We start from the raw sequence: 21,142 nt of genomic DNA on the forward strand, positions 1-21,142 counted from the left end.
ATATCACTTATCCCATGGCCTTTATTGCAAAAACATTAATGATGTATCTTTTTAATCTAAATAATCTCTAAGTTTTTTTGATCTACTTGGATGTCTTAATTTTCTTAGTGCTTTTGCTTCTATTTGTCTTATTCTTTCTCTAGTTACATCAAACTCTTTTCCAACTTCTTCAAGAGTTCTAGCTCTTCCATCCTCAAGACCAAATCTAAGCTTTAATACTTTTTGCTCTCTATCATTTAATGAGCCAAGTACATCTTCTATTTGTTCTTTAAGTAAAGAATATGCTGCTGCCTCAGCTGGAGCTGGTGCATCATCATCTGGAATAAAATCTCCTAAATGACTGTCCTCTTCTTCGCCTATTGGAGTTTCTAAAGACACTGGGTCTTGAGCTATTTTCATTATCTCTCTTACTTTATCTTCTGTCATTTCCATTTCTTTTGCAATTTCTTCTGGTTTTGGGTCTCTTCCAAGTTCTTGAAGTAGTTGTCTTGATACTCTTATTAATTTATTTATAGTCTCTACCATATGCACTGGTATTCTTATAGTTCTCGCTTGGTCTGCTATAGCACGTGTTATAGCTTGTCTTATCCACCATGTTGCATAAGTACTAAACTTATAGCCCTTTGTATAGTCAAATTTTTCAACAGCTTTTATAAGACCTAAATTTCCTTCTTGTATTAAGTCTAAGAAAAGCATACCTCTACCTACATATCTTTTTGCTATACTTACAACTAGTCTTAAGTTCGCTTCAACTAATCTTTGCTTTGCTATCTCATCACCTTCATGCATTCTTCTAGCAAATTCTACCTCTTCATGTGGCTTAAGTAGAGGAATTTTTCCTATTTCTTTTAAGTACATTCTAACAGGGTCGTCTATACTTATCCCTTTTGGTAAAGATAAATCCACAGTTTCTATTTCTATTGCAGAAGAGTCCTCATGTGAAATTACTTCTGCATCTTCATCTATGTGGCTCATATTTAAATCGTCATCAGTAGCCGAAAAGTCTATATCAGCTTTATAGTTCTTTGTTTCTGTTATTTCTATTCCCAAATTACCTAAAGTTTCATAAAGATTTTCTACCTGATCCTTATCAAGTTCAGTTTCAGAAAAAGCTTCCATTATTTCTGCAAGCGTCAATGAACCTTGCTTTTTTCCTTTTTCTATTAGTGTCTTAGCGGTAACTTTTTTTAACTCTTTTTTATTCGACTTATTTTCCACACTCAAACCTCCTTTCTCTACAAGCTTTTTAAAATTTTATTTATCTCAACTATTTTTAAAGCAATTTCCATAACTTTACCATCTACCTCTTTCATATCATTATTATTTTCTAATTCCTGTTGTTCTTTCAACAAGTTATTAATTTGTTCTTCTAATGAGTTCTTTCTTATATTTGTTATTATTCCTTCTATTTCTTTTGTGTTCTCTAAGTTTATACTATTCAAAGAAATTGAATTTAATTCTTTTAAGTATTCTTCGGATATGTTTAAACTTTTCAATTTGTCAATAGTTATTTTGTCCAATTCTTGATTTTTAATCATGTAATTTAAAATTTCTTTACTTTCATTCAATAAAAAATCACTTTCTTCTACTTTAAGTAGAGCTATTTCTCTAATTTTTTTGTCTTCTAACATTATTTTTATTAGAGTTTCTTCAACTAATTGTTTTCCATCTTGTCTAACTTCGACTTTTTCAATTACTTTTTCTTCTATCTTTTTCTGGTTTTTATTATTATATGGCTTATTGTAGTTTTTACCATACACTTCCCTTTTTATAGACTCGACATTAATATCTATTTGATTACTTAAATATTTTGTATAAAAATCAATTTCTACAGGACTTGTCAATTGTTTTATAATCTTAGAAGCTTCTTTTGCAAACTTCACTCGTTCTTCATCTTTTTGAATATTGAATTCTTTTTTAAGATGATCTATTTTATATTTTATGTAGTGAGTAGAAACATCCATTGCCTTTTTATAATCACTAAGTCCGTACTTTCTTACAAATTCATCTGGGTCTTTAGAGTCTTTCAAATCCAAAACTTTTACAGTAATACCTAATTTAATAAGTATATCTATAGCTCTTAAAGTCGCTTTTATTCCAGCTTCATCAGAGTCATAAGATATAATAGCAGTATCCGCATATCTTTTTATTAAAATACCTTGTTGTTCAGTCAAGGCTGTTCCAAGGGTTGCTACTACATTTCTTATACCATACTGATAAAGTGAAATTAAATCCATATATCCTTCAACTAAGACTATAGTTTTATTATCTAAATTTTTTCTAGCAAAATTTAGTCCATATAAGTTTTGTTTTTTATTAAAAATTAATGTGTCTGGAGAATTTAAGTATTTTGGTAAAGAATCATCTAGTACTCTTCCTCCAAATCCAATTATATTTCCTCTATAATCAAATATAGGAAACATAACTCTATTTCTAAATTTATCATAGCAATTAGTTCCATCTCTATTTCTTGCAATTAGACCGCACTCCAATAAATCTTGTTTTGTATACCCTTTATTAATAAGAGCATTCATAAGAGAATTCCATGAATCCAAAGAAAATCCTAGACCAAATTTTTTAATTATTTTATCATCTAATCCTCTAATCCTTAAATATTCATACCCAAGATTTTTACTTCCCAATAAGTTTGAAAGATAAAATCTAGCAGCTTCTGTATGAATATCTTGAAACTTTTTAGATTTCTCTATTTTCATTCTAGTTTCTTCATTCATGTTGGTATTAATTTCTATACCACATTTATTTGCTAAAATTTTTACAGCATCCATAAAATCTAAATTTTCCATTTTCATGACAAAATTTATCACATCTCCACCTTCACCACAGCCAAAACACTTATAAATTTGTTTTGATGTATTTATATAAAAAGATGGAGTTTTTTCTCCATGAAATGGACATAATCCTTTATAATTAGCTCCAGATTGTTTTATATTCATATATTCAGATATTATACTTGCTATATCACATCTAGCTTTTATTTCTTCGATAACGTCTTTTATATCATTCATATTATCACCTTCTGGTGTAATTTTTTGTGTTAACATTTCTATTCTACACTATATTCTAAATTTGTCAATCACTCAATATACAGAATTCGACTTTTTTTATTGATATCCTTCTTATTAATCAAAAAATTTTTATTTTTTATGTTAATTACATCAATATTAGATTTTTATTTATGTCAAATAATCTAACTATTAAATTATATATCTATTATCTTATAAATTTACATCAAAACTATCACGAATAAAAAAGAGGCTCTTGCCTCTTTTTAATAAACACTAATTGATTTCATCAAATCTTCAAATTCATCAAAGCAGAGAGATTGAATCCCATCTGATAGAGCATTTTCTGGGTCTGGATGAACTTCTACCATTATTCCATCTGCTCCACATGCAAGTGATGCCATTGACATAGGTTTTACTAAATATCTAACTCCAGTAGCATGACTTGGGTCTACTACAACAGGAAGTCCCGTTTCTTTTTGAATAATCGGTACAGCTGCTAAGTCTAATGTATTTCTAGTATAATCATTGTATGTTCTTATACCTCTCTCACACATTATAATGTTACTATTTCCTTCTATTGCTATATATTCTGCTGCACCTATCCATTCAGTAATTGTTGATGCGATTCCTCTTTTTAACATAACAGGCTTATTTTGTTTTCCGATTTCACTTAAAAGAGTAAAGTTTTGCATATTTCTTGAGCCAATTTGAATTATATCACTGATACTATATAATTCATCCATATCTCTTATATCCATAAGTTCTGTAATAACAGCTATCCCAACCTCTTCTTTAACTGCTTTTAATATTTCAAGACCTTCTTTTTTTAATCCCTGAAATGAGTTTGGTGATGTTCTTGGCTTATATGCTCCTCCTCTTAAAATATTTGCACCATGACTTTTTACAAATTTAGCAGTCTTTAAAAGTTGCTCATAACTTTCTATTGCACATGGCCCAGCTATTACAAGTTTATCTTCTTTTACAGTTATTTCTTTATTATTTGTATTTATCACTATCTTTGAATTATCATTAAATAGGTTTTTTCTCATAACCTACAAGCTCCTTTACTTCTTCTATTTCTTTAGCAGATAGGAGATTTAAATATTCTTTTATTGATTTTTTATTTATTAAAAGTTCCTCATTCAAATCCATAAGTGGTATCAAAACAAAAGCTCTATCTTGAATCCTTGGATGTGGTATTAGTAATCTTTCATCAGTTGAAACTACATCATTAAAAAATAGTATATCTACATCAATAGTTCTTGGACCCCAATGTACTATTCTCTCTCTATGCAATTCTTCTTCTATTTTTTGACAATATTCTAACAACTCATAAGGTTCAAACTCTGTTTCTATCTCTACACACATATTTAGAAAATCTGCTTGTTCTGTATATCCCCATGGCTTTGTTTCATATAATTTTGATTCTTTTACTTCATATATAGAATCACTATCTCTCAAAAGTTCACATGCTTTTGATAGATTATCAAATCTATTGCCCATATTCGTCCCTATTCCCAAATAAGCCTTATTCATCTCTTGTTCTCCTTATCTCAACACCAAAGTAGTCATAAATTCCATTTACAGGAGCTTCTGGCTTTCTAACTCTAACCATAACTCCATTTACAAGGTTAAATTTATTTAAGACTTCTTCAGCAATGTTCTCTGCCAAAGCCTCCAAAAGATTAAATTGTTTATTTTCTGTAATATCCTTAACAACACTATAAACTTCAGCATAGTTTACAGATTTATTTATATCATCACTAAGTCCTGCTTCTCTTGAATCAACATAAAGTTCCATGTCGACAAAAAATTTCTGACCTAGAAAATTTTCTTCTTTAAGCACACCATGATATCCATAGAATCCTAGATTACTAAGTAATATTTTATCCATTATACTACACCTACTTTCTATATATTGCATCAGTCATTTTAGCTGCCATTAAATTTTCATAAACATCATGCACCCTAACTATATCTACACCATCTCTTATTCCAAGTACAGTAGTAGCTATTGTTCCTTCCAATCTCTTTTTAGGTTCAACTGGAAGTACTTTCCCTATTACTGATTTTCGAGATGTTCCAAGTAAAATAGGATAGTCTAATTCTTTCAATTCATTTAATCTTCTTAATACTTCTATATTTTGCTCAAATGTCTTCCCAAACCCTATCCCTGGATCAAGAACTATTTTTTCTTTTTTTACACCACAGTCTATTGCCATTTTTATGCTCTCTTTAAAGAAGTCCTTTATTGACTCCATTATATCTTTGTCATAGTTTGTCCCATCTTGATTATGCATTATACATACTTCTGCATCATATTTTCCTACCACAGAAGCCATATTCTTATCTCTTCTAAGCCCCCAAACATCATTTACCATAGTGACACCTAATTTTAGAGCTTCTTCTGCAACATCTGCCTTGTAAGTATCTATTGATATTGGTATATCTAATTCTTTTTTAAGTTTTTTTATCACAGGGATTACTCTTCTTAGTTCTTCCTCTGAATCCACATAGCTATGACCTGGACGTGTAGATTCACCACCTAAGTCAATTATATCAGCACCTTGTTCAACCATTTCTTTTGCATGTTTTATTGCTATGTCTAAATTACTAAAGTCTCCTCCATCAGAAAAACTATCTGGAGTTACATTTAATATACCCATTATATAAGTTCTTTTACCATAATCAAACACAGTTAATGACACTCCCTTAAATTAAAATTTATATCTTATCAAACGATTTTTATCTACAATAATTTACTACTTCATAGTAATTAAACTCATAGCCTCAGCTCTTGATGCAATATCTTTTTCAAATATACCTCTAACTGCTGATGTAACAGTTTTTGAACCAGGCTTTTTTACACCTCTCATTGTCATACACATATGTTCAGCTTCCACTACTACTAAAACACCATATGGCTGTAACTCTTCCATTATTATGTCTGCTGCATTTTTAGTAATTCTTTCTTGTAATTGAGGTCTTTTTGCTAATGTGTCTATTACTCTAGCAAGCTTAGAAAGCCCTGTAAGTCTTCCACCTTTTGGTAAATAAGCGATATGTGCCTTTCCAAAAAAAGGAACCAAATGATGCTCACAGCATGAATAAAATGGAATATCTTTTACTAGTACTAGTTCTTCATGCTTTTCATCTGCAAAAAGAACTTTTAAGTGGTCTCTTGGTTCTTCACTAAGACCAGAGAATATCTCTTCATACATTCTAGCAACTCTATTTGGAGTCTCTATTAGACCTTCTCTATCTGGGTCTTCACCAATTGCTTCTAATATTTCTCTTACTGCATGTTGTATTTTTTCTTTATCTACTTTATTCATTTAAACTCCCCCCATTGACTCGTGACTAGAAGATTAATTTTATAATCTTTTTTGTCTCAATTTCTTTAAAAATATAATTATAAACATCTAAAAGTTTTTGATAGTCATAACTTTCACTTACCTTTGATACTAGGTTAAAAAGTTCCTTATTTTCTTTTTTCAAAACTTTTAGCAATTTTTTATCTTTTGGTACCCATTTATCATTTATATTAAAGTACCCAATTATTATATCTTTTAAATATAAATTCGTCAAAAAATGATATTCAAAAACATCAAATTTTTCTTTATTTTTCAACTTTGATATTTTTGTTTCAATATCTTGTTTTAAAAAAGACTTTTCTTCTAAAGACAATTTGCTAGGACCTTTTAAGTAAATATCTCTGCTCATATCTTTTATAGTATTGGATATATTCTCCATATCAAATAGTACTTTAGCATCCTTCATCTCTTTCACAAAGAAGTACTCTCTATCTGACAATAATTTTTTTACACCATCTTTTGAAAAATAATTTATATCAAATTCTATTCCCTTTTGTTCAAACAGTACTCGCTCTTGTTTTTCCCCTTCTTTTACAAAAACGAATACATCAATATCATTAACTTCTACATTATAAAAACTAAAATCTACATCTTTACTAGAACCCACTAGAAATACTGCTAATGTATTTGGATTGTCTATTATTTTTTTAATATTTTCACTATATACTTTATAAGTATGACTTGCCATCTCTTATCTCCAATAAGTTGTTAATATTTTAATTTATTACAAACACTCTATTATTTTATTAAAAATAATATTTTCTTTGCCAAATTCTGTCTTGTCAATTTCTGTAACTTTCATTGCTCCCATAAGACTATTTGTGACAAAAACAAAATCAAAACTACTAATTTCTGATATGTTAATTTCATTTTCCATCAACTCTATATGTAATTCGTCACAAATCTTTATAATCCTTTTTTTTATTGTTCCATTTAAAATTGGTAATTTACTACTGGGTGTATATACTTTACTTCCTCTTATAAAGAATATATTACTCATAGAACATTCTAAAATCACACCATCTGAATTTATAAATATACCATCATTGTATCCATTCTTATTTGCAATATTTTTAGTATATATATTTTCAAAATAATTAGTAGTCTTATGTCTATAAATTAGGCTATCTCCCCTAACTATAGGAGATATAGTCAATTTAAAACCTTTATTATATGCTTCTTTATTATATGGAATTTCTCTAATAGATATATTGTAACCTTCATCAAAAACGGTAATCCTAAGTGCTTTATTAATAATATTTTCTTTTTTTATGTATTTAATAATTTCATCTATTAGAAATCGCTTTTCATAATTTATATTCAAATCCAAACATGTTATCGAGTTGAGCATCCTATCTATATGTGTATTTAAATCTATAGCTATACCATCTTTAACTTTAATAGTCTCAAATAACCCAATTCCAAATTTACTCAAGCTACTATTAAAGCTTAAATTATTCTTCATAATATCCCCTCAAGGCTTTCATTATAGATTTTGCTTTATCTAGTGTTTCTTGGTATTCTTCATCTGGGTCAGAATCCCAAGTCATGCCTCCTCCAACTTGGAAGTATACTTTTTTGTCTTTTTTTATTATAGTTCTAATTGCTATATTAAAATCCATATCACCATTAAAACCTATATATCCAATTGAACCAGTATATACATTTCTCTGTGTTGGTTCCAGTTCGTCTATGATTTCCATTGCTCTAATTTTAGGTGCTCCTGTTATAGAACCACCTGGAAAAGTTGCTTTTATTATATCAGTAGCATCCTTATCATCTTTTAGTTCACCTACAACTGTTGAAACCAGATGATTTACATTTGCATAAGGTTCAATTACAAACAACTCTGGAACTTTGACACTTCCAGTTTTGGATATTCTACCAATATCATTTCTTTCTAAATCCACTATCATAAGTAACTCTGCTCTATCTTTTTCGCTATTTTTAAGTTCCTCTTGAAGCTTTAAATCTTCTTCCTTATTTTTACCTCTTGGTCGAGTGCCTTTTATTGGTCTTGCCTCTATTTTTTTATCAATACATCTTATAAATCTCTCTGGAGAATTTGATAAGATATGTGCTTCTTCAAAATTTAAAAATGCTCCAAATGGTGCTGGACTAAATCTTCTTAAATCTCTATATAACTCAAAACTTGTCAATTCTGTTTCCCCACTAAACCTTTGTGTCAAATTAGCTTGATATATGTCACCTTGTCTTATGTACTCTCTAACATTTCCAACTGCATTTTTAAATTCTTCCTTTGTAAAGTTAGATTTAAGTTGAATAGGTTTTACATCTTTTTCCTGATAGCATATACTATCTATTCCTTTTTTCTCTCCTGTTAATATTTTTTCTTCTATATCAGCTATTATTTTTTCTTCTACTTTTATATCTATATCTGGAGTGGCTATGTAAGTTTTTCCCTTCAAATGGTCTATTACTATAACATGGTTATAAAATCCAAAATACATATCAGGCATCTCAATATCATCTATAGCAGTTCTAGGTAATTTTTCTATATAATTTCCCAAATCATAAGACAAATATCCTACAGCTCCACCTATAAACGGTAAGTCAGTTTTATTTACAACTTTATATTTATCTAATTCTTTTTTCAAATTTTCTAATGGATTTTCATCAGTATTTTTATATCTTAACACTTTAAATGGCTGGCTACTTATAAAAGAATATCTTCCTAACTTTTCTTTGTCCATAGCACTATCTAATATAAAACTATCATTTTCATTTCTAAAAATAGTAAATATCTCAAAAGAATTTAATTTAGTTTTTATTTCTCTTATCATTTTATCTATGTATCCTTTCCCTAGCTTCTTTTATAAAGTTTTTCAGCATTTCATGACCATACTCTGATAAAATAGCTTCTGGATGAAATTGTACTCCTTCTATTAAATACTTCTTATGTCTAATTCCCATTATTTCACCTTTACTTGTTGTTGCTGTAACTTCAAGTTCATCTGGAACTGTATCAGAATCAATTATAAGCGAATGATACCTAGTAACATTTAAAGGATTTTTAAGACTACTAAAAACTCCCTTATTACTATGGTTTATACTGTATACTTTTCCATGAACAGGTTGTTGTGCTTTTATTATGTTACCACCAAAAACATGTCCAATAGTTTGGTGACCTAAACAAATTCCTAGTATAGGCTTCTTATCTTTGAAATATTCAACAATATCTATACAAACCCCAGCTTCTTTTGGAGAACATGGACCTGGAGATAACACAATTATCTCTGGATTTAGTTCTTCAATATCTCTTAATGTTATTTCATTATTTCTTTTTACTATAACTGTTTCCCCCAATTCTTCTATGTATTGTACTAAGTTATACACAAAAGAATCATAATTGTCTATCATGAGAATCATACTATAAATCTCCCCCCAAAAAAATTATTTAATTAATTCAGAAACTGTAACAAACTTAAAACCTTTTTCTATCATCTTTGGAATAAATATATCCAAAGCTTTGACTGTATCATCAGTTGCATAGTCATGTAAAAGTATTATATCTCCATTTTGTACTTTATTAATTATTTTATCTGCGATACTATTAGCTCCAGGATTTTTCCAATCCCTCACATCTACACCTGTCCATAAAACTACTTTGTAATTATGCTTTTTTGCAATTTCTACTAAATCCTTTTCTCTGTAACTCCCAAATGGTGGTCTAAATAATGTAGGTTTCTTTCCAGTAACTTTCTTTAAAATTTCTTCACACTTAACAATCTCCTCTTCAATTTGACTAGAAGTTAAATTGCTTATATCAGGATGATTAAAAGTATGATTTCCTATTTCATGCTCTTCTTTACTTGCTCTTACCAGTGGTTCTTTATACCACTGTGCATGTTTTCCAGCTATAAAAAATGTAGCCTTTACATTATACTTCTTTAACACATCTAAAACTTGATCAGTTTCTTTAGGATGAGGTCCATCATCAAAGGTAATTGCTATTAGTTTCTTTTCCCTTGAACCATGTTTAATTAAAATATTTTCATTCGTTTCCATCATTAAAGCAGAAACTTTACTAAAATTGGCTATTAGTATTATTCCACAAAACAAGACTACTGCTATTAAACTCTTAAATATTGTCTTTTTTTTCCCTGGTGTCATTTTTAAACTTCCTTTCAAATATTTTAGTTATTTATAAAAATTTTGAGTGTAGTACGTTTTATAACTTCCTCCAAATATTACTCCAACTCCAATATTATTATAATTCCCCAAAATATTTTTTCTATGTCCTTCTGAATTCATCCAAGCTTCATGTGCATATATTGCATTAATCTGTCCTGCTGCTATGTTTTCTCCTGCTGAAGTATATATTATTCCTTCTCTTTTCATTCTATCAAAAGGAGTTTCATCTTTTTTGTTTATATGGTCAAAAAAATTATTATCTCTCATATCTTCACTGTGTTTTCTTGAACTTAAAGTGGCTTGCTCACTGTATCTTAGTGAATTCAATCCTCTTTGATTTCTAACACTATTTACAAGGTCTATAATTTCAAATTCAAAGCATTTTTTAAGTTCTTCTTTATCAGTTGGATATAATTCTTTGAACTCATCTTCTGTACTTTTATCAATTATTAAATATGAACAAACTCTATTTTTTTCATGAATATCGTAGAAAATTGTAATATATTTACCTTCCTTATTTATTATATCATATTGATTTTCTGAATTTATTATATATCTAGTATTTCCTTTTTTCTTATATTTTAATGGAGTAATCTTGTTTCTTACTGTTTGTCTATCTTGATTTATTTTTATATCTTGATTTTCACATGAGTTCATAGAGTTACTGTAAAGTGCAACTACCTCATCATTTTCAACACCAACCATTGCAAAATCTTTTCCATATTGATTATATACATACCAGTCAAATCCATATTCACTAGTATCAATTCTACCAGGCTTTCCAATATTAGCTAAAACTTGATTTAAGTTTTCTCCTAAATTTAGTTTTTCAAAATTTTTTATATTAGTCTCGTTTAAATTATTCTCTCCATTATTATTTAGTTGTGAGCTTTGATTTTTCTCATCTTCCTTTTTCTTTGAATTATCACTTAAGTTTATTTTATCTAAAAACTCATTCCATATTTCGCTTTGAAAAAATTTTTCCTTCAAATCATCTACTTCTCTCAATAATTCAGGACTATAAAATAAAACAATAAGTATTACTAATACTAAAGCAATTAATTTTTTCAATATATTCCTCCTTTAAAAAGCTTCACTAAAAATTTCTAATATATACATTATCATGTATTAATACTGATAATATATACTAATTAAATCCTATTAACATCTCTTTATATGTTTTTTATTTAATAAGTATTATAAAAAAGCTTTACCTATTAATAGATAAAGCTACAATCTTAATGAAAATATTTCATCTAAAGTTCTATCAAAGATAGATGGCTTATCAAATTTCCAAGTTCCTTCATAAACTAATTCATTATTTAGATAAAAAGTACCTTGACCATGTTTTTTACCATGCATAAACTCTCCTACATACTTCTTTCCTTTTGACCATATGTAAGTTCCTTTTCCATGAATCAAATTATTTTTCCATTCTCCTTCATAAAGTATTTCTCCTTCACTATTATAACAAATACCATATCCCTCCATCTTTCCACCTTTAAATTCTCCTGCATATATACATCCATCATTCCATTTATAAATACCTTTTCCATCTTTTTTGCCATTCTTCCAAGTTCCAATATATTCATCTTTACTGTTATAGAGCATATTCCCAATGCCATTCATCATGTCTTCCTCAAAATAACCTATATACTCATTACCGTTTGAAAATACAAAATTTCCTTTTCCATTTTTTTTATCTTGTTTAAATTCTCCTATGTACTCCATATCAGTTCCTTCATCAACAAAAAAAGTATATGAACCTTGACCTTCCATCTTTCCTTCTAAAAACTTTCCTACATATACATCTCCATTAGAAAATTTATATATTTTGTTTTTTGGCTTTTTTGTATCGACATCATCTATATCACGAATTGTTTTTCCTTCTAATTCCAAGACTTCACTTTCTGATGCAAAATCACCCTTTTTTAAAACACGTTTTTTCATATTTTTTATGCTCTTAATCTCTTTATTTACTTCATTTATATATTTTAAATAATTATCATACAAATCAACATATTCTTTAGATAAATTCATAATGCCATTCCTCCAACGTTATTCATAGATATTTTATTAAATCTATTAAATTTATTATATCCTAATACTGGTCATGTTTTCTACACATTGAGTAATTTTTTCAATTTTAATTTTAAAATAATCTCTTTTAAAGTGATACACAAATAGTAAATAAACCATATTTATTATATTTTTAAATAAAAGAAGCTGAGGACTATAATATATAAATTTACATATTACAAACCCTCAGCTTATATTTTTATAGTTTATAAGTCTTTTGCTTTAAATCCTCTTCCTTTTACCTCTGTAACATCATTTACAGATATAAATGCTTTTTTATCATATTTTAAAGCTATATCCTTTATCTTTGGTATCTCACTTGATGCAACTATTGTATATATAATCTTCTTTTTTTGATGAGTGTATGCACCCTCTGCATCCAAGAAAGTTACACCTCTAACTAAACTTCTCATTATGTCTTCTGCTATCAAATCGACTTCAGTTGACATTACCATAACAGATTTTTGATAATTCATTGCATCTTTAATAAAAGTCATTGAATATGCATTTAGAAATAATCCTATGAGAGTATATAATGCTAAATCTAAACCAAATAAAAAGCTTCCTGTAAGTACTATCAAACCATTTATTGCTAAAGCAGTATCTTTCATTTCTATATTTTTCTTGATTTTTAGTATTGCAGCTATAATGTCTGTACCACCTTGAGAAGACCTAGTTCTAAATACAATACCAACTCCTAAACCAGATAATATACCTCCATACACACTTTGAAGCAATATATCATTGATAGGTATGATATTACTTACTTCCTGAGTTGCACCTAATAATAATGAAAATACAATCATATTTAATAAACTTGAAATACAAAATTCTTTTTCTAGGTATATAAAACCTAAAATAAATATTGGAATATTGATTAAAAATGTTAATAGACCCACATTGATATTTGTCAAATAGTTTATAGATGTTGCTATACCTGTAGCACCTCCACTTAATAGATGTGCTGGTCTTAAGAACCCATTTATTCCTATAGATGTCATCAACATCCCCAGTAGCATTGTTGAATATCTTAAAGCTGGATGTTTTTGTAGGGTATTCTTAACTTCACTCATTTCTTTCTCCCTTCAATTCTTATAAATCTTTAGAATTTTAAAAACTTACTTTTATATATATTATTACTGATGTAATAGATAATATTTCAAGCAAATTTTTTCATAGAGTTTCTTGAACTGTCATCTATTACATCATCTATTATAGTATCTTTTATATATATGTCTAGTGCATTTTTTTATATTCCAAAATTTCAAAGTACTTAAATTCTCTCATTTATGCTCCAAATTAAAATTCTTCTAGCACAATATGATACTATATATTATGCAACTTGCAATATAGTAAATTTATAGTATTTTTTCTTAAATATTTATTTTTATAGTATTTTAGTAAACTTAACCATATAATTCTTTATTCATAATTAAGTTTTAAATGAAATTTTTATTTTTATAATTTCAGTACATGATTTTTTTATTTCATTATTTGCAATTTTTCCATTCAGTTTTTACTTTAAAATTTTTTTATTTTATTTTGTTTTAAGTATTCAAAGACGCCTATTGTTACTTTATATTTTTACATAAAATTCATTATAATTGGGATTAATATTACTGTAATCGTACCAGAAACCCCAATAGAAACTCCACTCATTGCTCCTTCTACTTCTCCAAGTTCAAAAGCTTTAGTTGTTCCCAGAGCATGTGCTGATGTCCCAAGTGCAATTCCTTTAGCAACTGGATGATTTATATTTCCAAGTTTAAATACAGTAGAAGCAACCATCCCACCAAAAATACCTGTAAAAATTATAGCTACTACTGTTATTGACTCTACACCATTTAAAGAATTTGCTAAAGATATTCCCATTGGTGTTGTTATAGATTTTGGAATAAGAGAGTTTATTATACTTACATCTGAATTAGCTATTTTACCAATTATTAATACAGATGCAAAAGAAATTATTATACCACAACCTATTCCTATAACAATCTCAAGCATATGCTTTTTAAATAATTCAAACTGTTTATAAAGTGGAACTGCAAGCACTACTGTAACAGGTCCTAAAAAGAAATTTATGCTATCTGCTCCTATCTTGTAATTTTCATAAGGAATTTTTGTTATGCTTAGAAATAATATGATTCCTACAATAGCAATTAACATAGGGTTACATATAGGATTATTTGTTTTTCGCTGAATGTATCTCCCTAAATTAAAAAACACGATTGTTACTATTATACCAAATACTGGTGTTTGTAATACATTATACATTCTTTTGTCCTTCTTCCTTCTTTTTTATCATTTTTTCCACTATAATTCCAGTGGTGTACATTACTACTAATGTACTTAGACATATAACTAGTAAAAGTACTAATACATTTTCTTTTATTAGGTCTAGTGATTTTATAAGAGACACTCCCGCTGGTATAAAAAATACAGCCATATTATCAAGGAAAAATCCACTTATATTTTCTATACTGCTTAAATCCAACACTTTAAATTGTAGCAATATGAATAATAATAGCATGCCAACTATACTCCCAGGAATAAGTATAACACTTTGTATAAATGAGCTTATATACTCTCCTATTACCCATATACATAAAATTATTACTAATTGATTGAAAACTTTCATTTTCCACCTCCAAAAACTAAAGAGATTGTTTCAAACCATATATTTGTAGTCTTATAAACAAGCAAATATCTTTCTTCAAATAGAAAGTTATGATTTAATACAATCTCTCTTTAAATTTATTTTTATTTTAATTTAATAAAATACATACTTGGTTGTTTCAAAAAACTTAATTATATAAATCTATTTTTTGCTTAAAATTTCTTTTATTTTTGAATTGTTATACATACTATCTGGAACTTCACTTCTTAAACTATAAAAAGTTTTTTTTGCATTTTCTAAATCTCCATTATCATAATATAGCATGCCTAACTCATAGTAGGAATCATCATAGTACTGGTCATTTTTAGTATACGTATTTATATACTTCTTATAATACTTTATAGCTTCATCCTTATTTTTCAATGCTTTATTTGTTATTGCTAATTGATATATTGATTCAGAAATGTATTTTTTAGTTTTTCCTGAGGAAACTATACTTTTGAAACTATCTATCGCTTTTTCATACTCTTTATTTTTCTTTAAATCTAAAGCCTTATAGTATAAGTCTTCCTCATTAGCTACAGTGATTTCTTTTTCTGGTTCTTTATTTTTAGCTTCATCTAACTCTTTATTTGTTTTTTCTAATTCTTTATTTGTTTCACCCAGTTTTTTATCAGTTTCAGTTAACTTCTCATCTTTCTTACTTATCTGATTATTCAAGGTTTCTATTCTCTTTTTACTTTGAATAAAATATACACCCATTGCAATTACAATACAAGCAAATATAATATATGGTAAGCTATTTTTCTTCTTCTTTTTAACTCGTTTTTCCTCTTCTTTTTTACTTGTATCTTCTGGTTTCTCTTCTTCTTTTTCAAATACTGGATTATCTTTATCTATCTCTTTGAGTCTATCCAAATATCCTTCTCTCTTTTTTACATTACCTAGTTTATCATACAATAAAGATAAGATTACATATGGTTCTATTAGTTGTGGTTCTTCCTCTACTATATTCTCCAAAATATGTATTGACTCATAATTCATTTCTTCATTTATAAACCTTATAGAATGATTGTATCTGCCTAAAAATGTTTTGAAATCTTCAGATGAAATTAAATTAACATATTTTCTTGATATATGATTATTTTCATAACATAGAGCAGTATAAAAACTTTCAAATGATTTAGCAAAATCGCATTTTAATAACTTTAGAAGCCCTCTAAGATTTAATATATCAATATCTTTAGGATTTATTTCTAAAGCTTTATTTACCATATTAACAGCACTAGTTATATAGTCTTTATACGCTAAGTCCAATGCATTATTGTACCTCTTATATGATTCTAATTTCAACTCCTTTGATGTTGTGTCTGACTTTGACTTCAAAGCTCCTTGTAAATTTAAAAGAGTCTCTTCTTTATAATTAGTAGTCACATAGCTTTGTTTTAATGCTTTTAGTGTCTCATCACCATCTTCTTCTTCTATGTTAAAAAAAGTTAAATCGCTTTTATTTTCTTCTATCAAAGATATATCTAAAATTTTTCTAGGCATGTTTTCTATATCTTGTTTTATATCTTTCACTAAAATAATAATCACCTCCACTTCAAAATATATATTTAAGATAACATATTTAATATGTCAAGTCAAAACTATACATTTTTTGCCATTATTCTCACAATAAAAAAGGTAATCCAATTCTTTTTATGAAAAGGTTACCTTTTTTACAATATTACTAACTTTTAATGTTGAATTTTTTTACTTTTCTATAAAGAGTAGCTATACCTATATTCAATGCTTCTGCTACTTTTTTCATTCCTTCTGTATTACTGCCATATTTTTTGATAGCATTTTCTATAGCTTCTCTTTCAAGGTCATCCATAGTCTTAACCTCTTGTTTGTATAGTTCATCCAATTTAAAAGATATTAAATCAGACATACTCCTTACAAAAGCAGTTAATTCCTTATCTTTTGAAAGTATCTTTTCTTTTTGCTCTTCATTAAATGCAGCTATACCCAATATTCCAAGTATATGTTCTCCCATTTTAACAGGAGTACAGATATCTGCTAACTCTTTACAGTTTTCTCTATTTGCACACTTATTACAGTTCTCTTCTATTTCCTTATTTATAACATAGGATTTTCCATCTTTTAAAACAAGAGAATACACAGATTTCTCTGATATTGTTTCTCCTATTTTACCTCTGAATATTCCTGTTCCTGCTATCCTAGTCAAATCTTTTGTAACTAAAGTAACATCTACATCTAACACATTAGAAATATTCTCGCAAATACTTTGAACGTAATTAGTTATATTATTTAAATTCAAAGTAATCCCTCCTATTTAGATTTATATTTTTTAATACTCTACATAAATCCTATTCTTGAGAACTTTAAGCTTGTGGTTGTGGTTGTGTCTCACTAGGTTTATTATCAGTTGGTGGTGTTTCTGGTTTTGGTTTATTATCTGTATTTTGATTATTTGTATTTTGATTATCTTTATTTTCATCTGTCTTTGGCTTTTCTTCTGGTTTTGGTTCCATAGTTCCAACTAATATAATACCTTCCTTCTTAGGATAATATGAATTAGCTATTTTTTCAGTTTTAATTTTCTTGCCATTTGCATCATTAAATGTTCTATATGTTGATACAGAGTATGCATTTCTTCCACTCTTATCTACTTTTTCTTTTCCTTTAGGCATTGAAGAATCATTGACCCTCTTCATTGTAGTTTGTGAAACTCCATCTAATTTTGTTGATATTGTTATATTTTGTTTATCCTCTGCACTTCCATATATATTGCAAACAATTTGATTTCCTGAAACATAATTTTTTATGTAAATTGGATGCTTAAGATTGTTTTTAAATAAGAAATCTATTCCGCTGTCTGCAACAGTGGCATCCCTTCCTTTTGGAACATAACTTGATGGTATAGTATGATTTTTTACATTAGTAATTTCTAAGCCTGCATATAAAACAGAATTATATAGAGTTGATGAAACTTGACAAACTCCTCCACCATAATCCTCTTCCATTTCTCCCTCTACTATAACAGGAGCACTTTTGTAGCCATTCGCTTTGCTTCTTTTTCCTGTATGTTCATTAAACGAAAAAGTTTCTCCTGGCATAAGTAAAATATTACTTATACTATCTGTTGCTAATTTTATATTTATACTTCTATTTACCTGAGAAGTTTTAAATGTTGTTGCATATTTACCTAAATTTGTGTCTATATTAGCAAGTTGCTCTTTTTTTATTTTTGCTGAAGTAGCTTTTACCACTAACTTATTTGTATACTTTCCTTTTTTAATCTGACTGTCAAAACTATTCATACTCTTAGAAATATCCATTTTAAGGCCATCAGAATCTGGTACAACCTTTACCTTATCACTACTTATATCAATTGTTGCATCTTTTACCTCTACATCTATTTCTTTAGCTATTTTTTCCATTTCTGTTTTTAACTTATTTTTATCATAATTTGTTACTACTACTAAATTACTCTTTTTACCAAAATTTGCTGAAATAGTTTTTGATAGGTTGCTAAAGAAACCATTCTTTCTATTTAAATTATATGCATTTTCTACAGTTTTATCCAAATCAGCAGATAAATTTAGGTCTTGACTTTTAACTTTCCAACTTCTATCGTTGTAATTAAATTCAACATTATCTAAATTGTATTTTTTAGCTAATTCCTGCTTAGCCTGAGATTTAGTTAATCCTCCAACACTTATGCTATTAACATATGTGTTTTTTGCTATTTTCTCCCCTTTAAACTGCATACACATTATACCTACAAATATTACTAATAATAATGCTACAGCTCCAATAGCTATAACTAGCTTTTTGTTCACATTAATCATCCCTTACTTCTCCTTACAATAAAATTATTTATATACACCTACTATTATATTACTACATAATGTGCCTTAAAAACCCAAAAACTTTTTAATTATATAATAATTTAACATTATCAATATAAATAACTAATATTCACTCAATCCTTTTTCTGATATAGAATATATTTTTTCATTGTATATGTTGATAGCATAAACTTCTTTTCCTCTAAATAAACCTTTGTTTACTACAGCATAATAATAAATATTTTTTTGTTTTCCAAATAATTCTTCTAAACTTTTTTTACTTTTTACATATTTATCAGCTTTTTCTATATCCAATATATCAACCTTTTTGTATTTATTTTCTTTTTCATCAAGAGTATTAGTCAACACAAATTTAGCTTTATCTTTAGTAATACCAAATTGATAGCTTCCATCTTCTAATATTCTAAAATATCCTTCTCCATAGTCCACCTTATAATCTTTTTTACCATCTTTATATGAATATAAATCTTTAGTTTTTGCACTTATTAAAACTTCATTTATTAATTTATCATACTCATATACCTCAGCATAATAGTATTTATCGTTTTTTACCATTTGTGGAAGTGAGTTTATAGATAGATTTGCCTTTTCTTTCCCACTTTTTTTAGAGATTATATTTATAATGTCATCAGATGTTAAAGTATACAATGATAAATTCTTTTTATATTTCTTCTCTAAACTTTGTACCTTTTCATCGTCTGAATAGTCTTCTTTTAGATAGTCTATATACTGTAATGCTTTCTCATAATCACCAGAAGTGTTTGCTTCTTCTGCTTTACTTATATAGTAATCATACATTTCTTCAACACATTGTTTTTTAGCGTTTTGAGCTAGGTTGTAATATTTTTCGTCTTCTTTTAATACTTTATTATATTTTTCAATAGCATCATAATATTTATATACTTTTTGGTCTTTTACTGCAGAGTCATAAACATCTCTGGATTCTTTAATTGTTTCTACATTTTGCTTGTATACATCTAAGTTGCCACCTATACCATTTAAAATTGAAATAGTATTTATGTAAGAAATTGCCACATTGTAAGTAATATTTTCTTCTTTATACATTTCTCCAACTCTATTAGCTTGAGTTATTAAATCATCTACATTTATATTTATTTTATCTAATGATTTTACTGTATTTATTAATCCAATAAAACTTTCTTGACTTATATCTCCATCTAAATATTTGTCACCACTATTTAATAATAATTTATTTATTTTTTTAGAAATGGATTTATTAAACCTTTCCATTTTTGAATCAGAAAACTTTTTATCTACACTTGCATAGTAATCCACAGCAATAGAGTATTGTCTTTTCTCTACAATTTTTAACAACTCATTTGCTTCATTTCCTACACTAAATTCATTACTACTTAAGAAAAATACTATGATTAAAACAAGTATGCCTAATGCTGATAATGAAACTGCTACTATAGATTTTCTTTTTTCATCAATAAAATCTACAGTTTTTTCAAATAAATCTCTAAAATTCATTATAGTTCCCTCTCTATTTAGCAATATTTATATTTATGATAAACTAAATTTCTTATTGGTTATTATATCATAATTCCTGAAAAAAAATAAAAACACAAGTTAAATCGTGTTTTTATTTTACCTACCAATCATTATTTTATACATAAATATTTCCTTTACATAAATTATGATATCTTTCTCTTTATATCCCTAGAATGACTTTTTTGTTTTTTATTAGCACTGACATTTTTCATTCTTGTTGTATGTATAGTTTTGTTAGCAAATATTTTTCTAGCATTGCATAAAACAACTCCTGTAGTCAAGCATACTGTAAGCACACTCGCCATTAAAAAGTAATAATCCAATCCTACATGTACTCCCATAACTGAATTTATTAATACTAATGCAAAAGTCATTGCAAAACATATCATCATGGAGATAACTAAAATTCTTAGAATTTTTTTCAATCCAATCACCTCGTATAATCACTAATATTGACACTACCCCTTATCCATTACTATACCAAATTAGTAAAAA

Annotated in this window: 22 protein-coding genes; all 22 read right to left on the minus strand. The window is 27.6% G+C overall.

Going from position 1 to position 21,142, the window contains the following annotated elements; genetic code table 11:
- Positions 1–51: 51 nt before the first annotated feature.
- The 22 genes from rpoD to IC214_RS14105 all read right to left on the minus strand — a co-directional run bounded on the left by rpoD (position 52) and on the right by IC214_RS14105 (position 21,039).
- Complete coding sequence (gene rpoD, locus IC214_RS14000) at positions 52–1,218, minus strand: RNA polymerase sigma factor RpoD (RefSeq protein ID WP_227432810.1); 1,167 nt, start codon at positions 1,216–1,218, stop codon at positions 52–54.
- A gap of 17 nt (positions 1,219–1,235) precedes the next feature.
- Complete coding sequence (gene dnaG, locus IC214_RS14005; protein WP_413926666.1) at positions 1,236–3,062, minus strand: DNA primase; 1,827 nt, start codon at positions 3,060–3,062, stop codon at positions 1,236–1,238.
- 227 nt (positions 3,063–3,289) lie between these two features.
- On the minus strand, positions 3,290–4,075 hold the full coding sequence (gene aroF / locus IC214_RS14010; RefSeq protein WP_227432807.1) for a 3-deoxy-7-phosphoheptulonate synthase: 786 nt from the start codon (positions 4,073–4,075) through the stop codon (positions 3,290–3,292).
- Entirely contained in the window at positions 4,056–4,562 is a 507-nt protein-coding gene (folK, locus tag IC214_RS14015; RefSeq protein WP_227432806.1) for a 2-amino-4-hydroxy-6-hydroxymethyldihydropteridine diphosphokinase, read from the minus strand. The genes aroF and folK overlap by 20 nt, the downstream gene beginning before the upstream one ends.
- Entirely contained in the window at positions 4,555–4,920 is a 366-nt protein-coding gene (folB, locus tag IC214_RS14020) for a dihydroneopterin aldolase (protein WP_227432804.1), read from the minus strand. The genes folK and folB overlap by 8 nt, the downstream gene beginning before the upstream one ends.
- A gap of 10 nt (positions 4,921–4,930) precedes the next feature.
- Entirely contained in the window at positions 4,931–5,722 is a 792-nt protein-coding gene (folP, locus tag IC214_RS14025) for a dihydropteroate synthase (protein WP_227831166.1), read from the minus strand.
- 66 nt (positions 5,723–5,788) lie between these two features.
- Positions 5,789–6,361: a GTP cyclohydrolase I FolE gene (gene folE, locus IC214_RS14030; protein ID WP_003429416.1), complete on the minus strand. Its 573-nt coding sequence runs from the start codon at positions 6,359–6,361 to the stop codon at positions 5,789–5,791.
- A gap of 25 nt (positions 6,362–6,386) precedes the next feature.
- Positions 6,387–7,088, minus strand: coding sequence for a hypothetical protein (locus IC214_RS14035; RefSeq protein WP_227432800.1), 702 nt, complete (start codon positions 7,086–7,088; stop codon positions 6,387–6,389).
- Positions 7,089–7,124: 36 nt separating this feature from the next.
- Entirely contained in the window at positions 7,125–7,865 is a 741-nt protein-coding gene (locus IC214_RS14040) for an aminotransferase class IV (RefSeq protein ID WP_227432799.1), read from the minus strand.
- Complete coding sequence (pabB, locus tag IC214_RS14045) at positions 7,855–9,204, minus strand: aminodeoxychorismate synthase component I (protein WP_227432797.1); 1,350 nt, start codon at positions 9,202–9,204, stop codon at positions 7,855–7,857. Before pabB ends, IC214_RS14040 begins: the two co-directional genes overlap by 11 nt.
- Before the next feature lies 1 nt (position 9,205).
- Positions 9,206–9,790 (minus strand): anthranilate synthase component II, encoded by a 585-nt coding sequence (locus IC214_RS14050; protein ID WP_227432795.1) that lies wholly within the window; start codon positions 9,788–9,790, stop codon positions 9,206–9,208.
- A 24-nt stretch (positions 9,791–9,814) separates the two neighbouring features.
- Positions 9,815–10,534 carry a polysaccharide deacetylase family protein gene (locus tag IC214_RS14055; protein WP_227851656.1) on the minus strand — a complete coding sequence of 240 codons (720 nt, stop codon included), beginning with the start codon at positions 10,532–10,534 and terminating at the stop codon, positions 9,815–9,817.
- Positions 10,535–10,561: 27 nt separating this feature from the next.
- Complete coding sequence (locus tag IC214_RS14060; protein ID WP_227432791.1) at positions 10,562–11,626, minus strand: CAP domain-containing protein; 1,065 nt, start codon at positions 11,624–11,626, stop codon at positions 10,562–10,564.
- A 159-nt stretch (positions 11,627–11,785) separates the two neighbouring features.
- On the minus strand, positions 11,786–12,595 hold the full coding sequence (locus IC214_RS14065) for an MORN repeat-containing protein (protein WP_227432790.1): 810 nt from the start codon (positions 12,593–12,595) through the stop codon (positions 11,786–11,788).
- A 245-nt stretch (positions 12,596–12,840) separates the two neighbouring features.
- Positions 12,841–13,707, minus strand: coding sequence for a YitT family protein (locus IC214_RS14070; protein ID WP_227432788.1), 867 nt, complete (start codon positions 13,705–13,707; stop codon positions 12,841–12,843).
- Between the two features lie 511 nt (positions 13,708–14,218).
- The gene (locus tag IC214_RS14075) at positions 14,219–14,908 is read right to left on the minus strand and encodes an LrgB family protein (protein ID WP_227432787.1); all 690 of its coding nucleotides are present in this window, start codon (positions 14,906–14,908) and stop codon (positions 14,219–14,221) included.
- Positions 14,901–15,272 carry a CidA/LrgA family protein gene (locus IC214_RS14080; protein ID WP_227831170.1) on the minus strand — a complete coding sequence of 124 codons (372 nt, stop codon included), beginning with the start codon at positions 15,270–15,272 and terminating at the stop codon, positions 14,901–14,903. The genes IC214_RS14075 and IC214_RS14080 overlap by 8 nt, the downstream gene beginning before the upstream one ends.
- Positions 15,273–15,452: 180 nt before the next feature.
- Entirely contained in the window at positions 15,453–16,802 is a 1,350-nt protein-coding gene (locus IC214_RS14085) for a tetratricopeptide repeat protein (RefSeq protein WP_255613196.1), read from the minus strand.
- A 181-nt stretch (positions 16,803–16,983) separates the two neighbouring features.
- Entirely contained in the window at positions 16,984–17,577 is a 594-nt protein-coding gene (locus IC214_RS14090) for a GAF domain-containing protein (RefSeq protein ID WP_227432784.1), read from the minus strand.
- A gap of 64 nt (positions 17,578–17,641) precedes the next feature.
- Complete coding sequence (locus tag IC214_RS14095; RefSeq protein WP_227432783.1) at positions 17,642–19,111, minus strand: VanW family protein; 1,470 nt, start codon at positions 19,109–19,111, stop codon at positions 17,642–17,644.
- Between the two features lie 123 nt (positions 19,112–19,234).
- Positions 19,235–20,626, minus strand: coding sequence for a UbiD family decarboxylase (locus IC214_RS14100; RefSeq protein ID WP_227831171.1), 1,392 nt, complete (start codon positions 20,624–20,626; stop codon positions 19,235–19,237).
- 164 nt (positions 20,627–20,790) lie between these two features.
- Entirely contained in the window at positions 20,791–21,039 is a 249-nt protein-coding gene (locus tag IC214_RS14105; protein ID WP_255612780.1) for a hypothetical protein, read from the minus strand.
- Between the last annotated feature and the right edge of the window lie 103 nt (positions 21,040–21,142).

Origin of the sequence: Clostridioides sp. ES-S-0190-01 (assembly GCF_020658275.1) — a bacterium.
GTDB lineage: Bacteria > Bacillota > Clostridia > Peptostreptococcales > Peptostreptococcaceae > Clostridioides.

Excerpts from the sequence above, each read along its gene's own strand:
- dnaG (WP_413926666.1), bottom strand. The coding sequence starts at position 3,062 with ATGTTAACACAAAAAATTACACCAGAAGGTGATAATATGAATGATATA.
- aroF (WP_227432807.1), bottom strand. The coding sequence starts at position 4,075 with ATGAGAAAAAACCTATTTAATGATAATTCAAAGATAGTGATAAATACA.
- folK (WP_227432806.1), bottom strand. The coding sequence starts at position 4,562 with ATGAATAAGGCTTATTTGGGAATAGGGACGAATATGGGCAATAGATTT.
- folB (WP_227432804.1), bottom strand. The coding sequence starts at position 4,920 with ATGGATAAAATATTACTTAGTAATCTAGGATTCTATGGATATCATGGT.
- folE (WP_003429416.1), bottom strand. The coding sequence starts at position 6,361 with ATGAATAAAGTAGATAAAGAAAAAATACAACATGCAGTAAGAGAAATA.
- IC214_RS14035 (WP_227432800.1), bottom strand. The coding sequence starts at position 7,088 with ATGGCAAGTCATACTTATAAAGTATATAGTGAAAATATTAAAAAAATA.
- IC214_RS14040 (WP_227432799.1), bottom strand. The coding sequence starts at position 7,865 with ATGAAGAATAATTTAAGCTTTAATAGTAGCTTGAGTAAATTTGGAATT.
- pabB (WP_227432797.1), bottom strand. The coding sequence starts at position 9,204 with ATGATAAGAGAAATAAAAACTAAATTAAATTCTTTTGAGATATTTACT.
- IC214_RS14050 (WP_227432795.1), bottom strand. The coding sequence starts at position 9,790 with ATGATTCTCATGATAGACAATTATGATTCTTTTGTGTATAACTTAGTA.
- IC214_RS14055 (WP_227851656.1), bottom strand. The coding sequence starts at position 10,534 with ATGACACCAGGGAAAAAAAAGACAATATTTAAGAGTTTAATAGCAGTA.
- IC214_RS14065 (WP_227432790.1), bottom strand. The coding sequence starts at position 12,595 with ATGAATTTATCTAAAGAATATGTTGATTTGTATGATAATTATTTAAAA.
- IC214_RS14070 (WP_227432788.1), bottom strand. The coding sequence starts at position 13,707 with ATGAGTGAAGTTAAGAATACCCTACAAAAACATCCAGCTTTAAGATAT.
- IC214_RS14075 (WP_227432787.1), bottom strand. The coding sequence starts at position 14,908 with ATGTATAATGTATTACAAACACCAGTATTTGGTATAATAGTAACAATC.
- IC214_RS14080 (WP_227831170.1), bottom strand. The coding sequence starts at position 15,272 with ATGAAAGTTTTCAATCAATTAGTAATAATTTTATGTATATGGGTAATA.
- IC214_RS14085 (WP_255613196.1), bottom strand. The coding sequence starts at position 16,802 with ATGCCTAGAAAAATTTTAGATATATCTTTGATAGAAGAAAATAAAAGC.
- IC214_RS14095 (WP_227432783.1), bottom strand. The coding sequence starts at position 19,111 with ATGATTAATGTGAACAAAAAGCTAGTTATAGCTATTGGAGCTGTAGCA.
- IC214_RS14100 (WP_227831171.1), bottom strand. The coding sequence starts at position 20,626 with ATGAATTTTAGAGATTTATTTGAAAAAACTGTAGATTTTATTGATGAA.
- IC214_RS14105 (WP_255612780.1), bottom strand. The coding sequence starts at position 21,039 with ATGATGATATGTTTTGCAATGACTTTTGCATTAGTATTAATAAATTCA.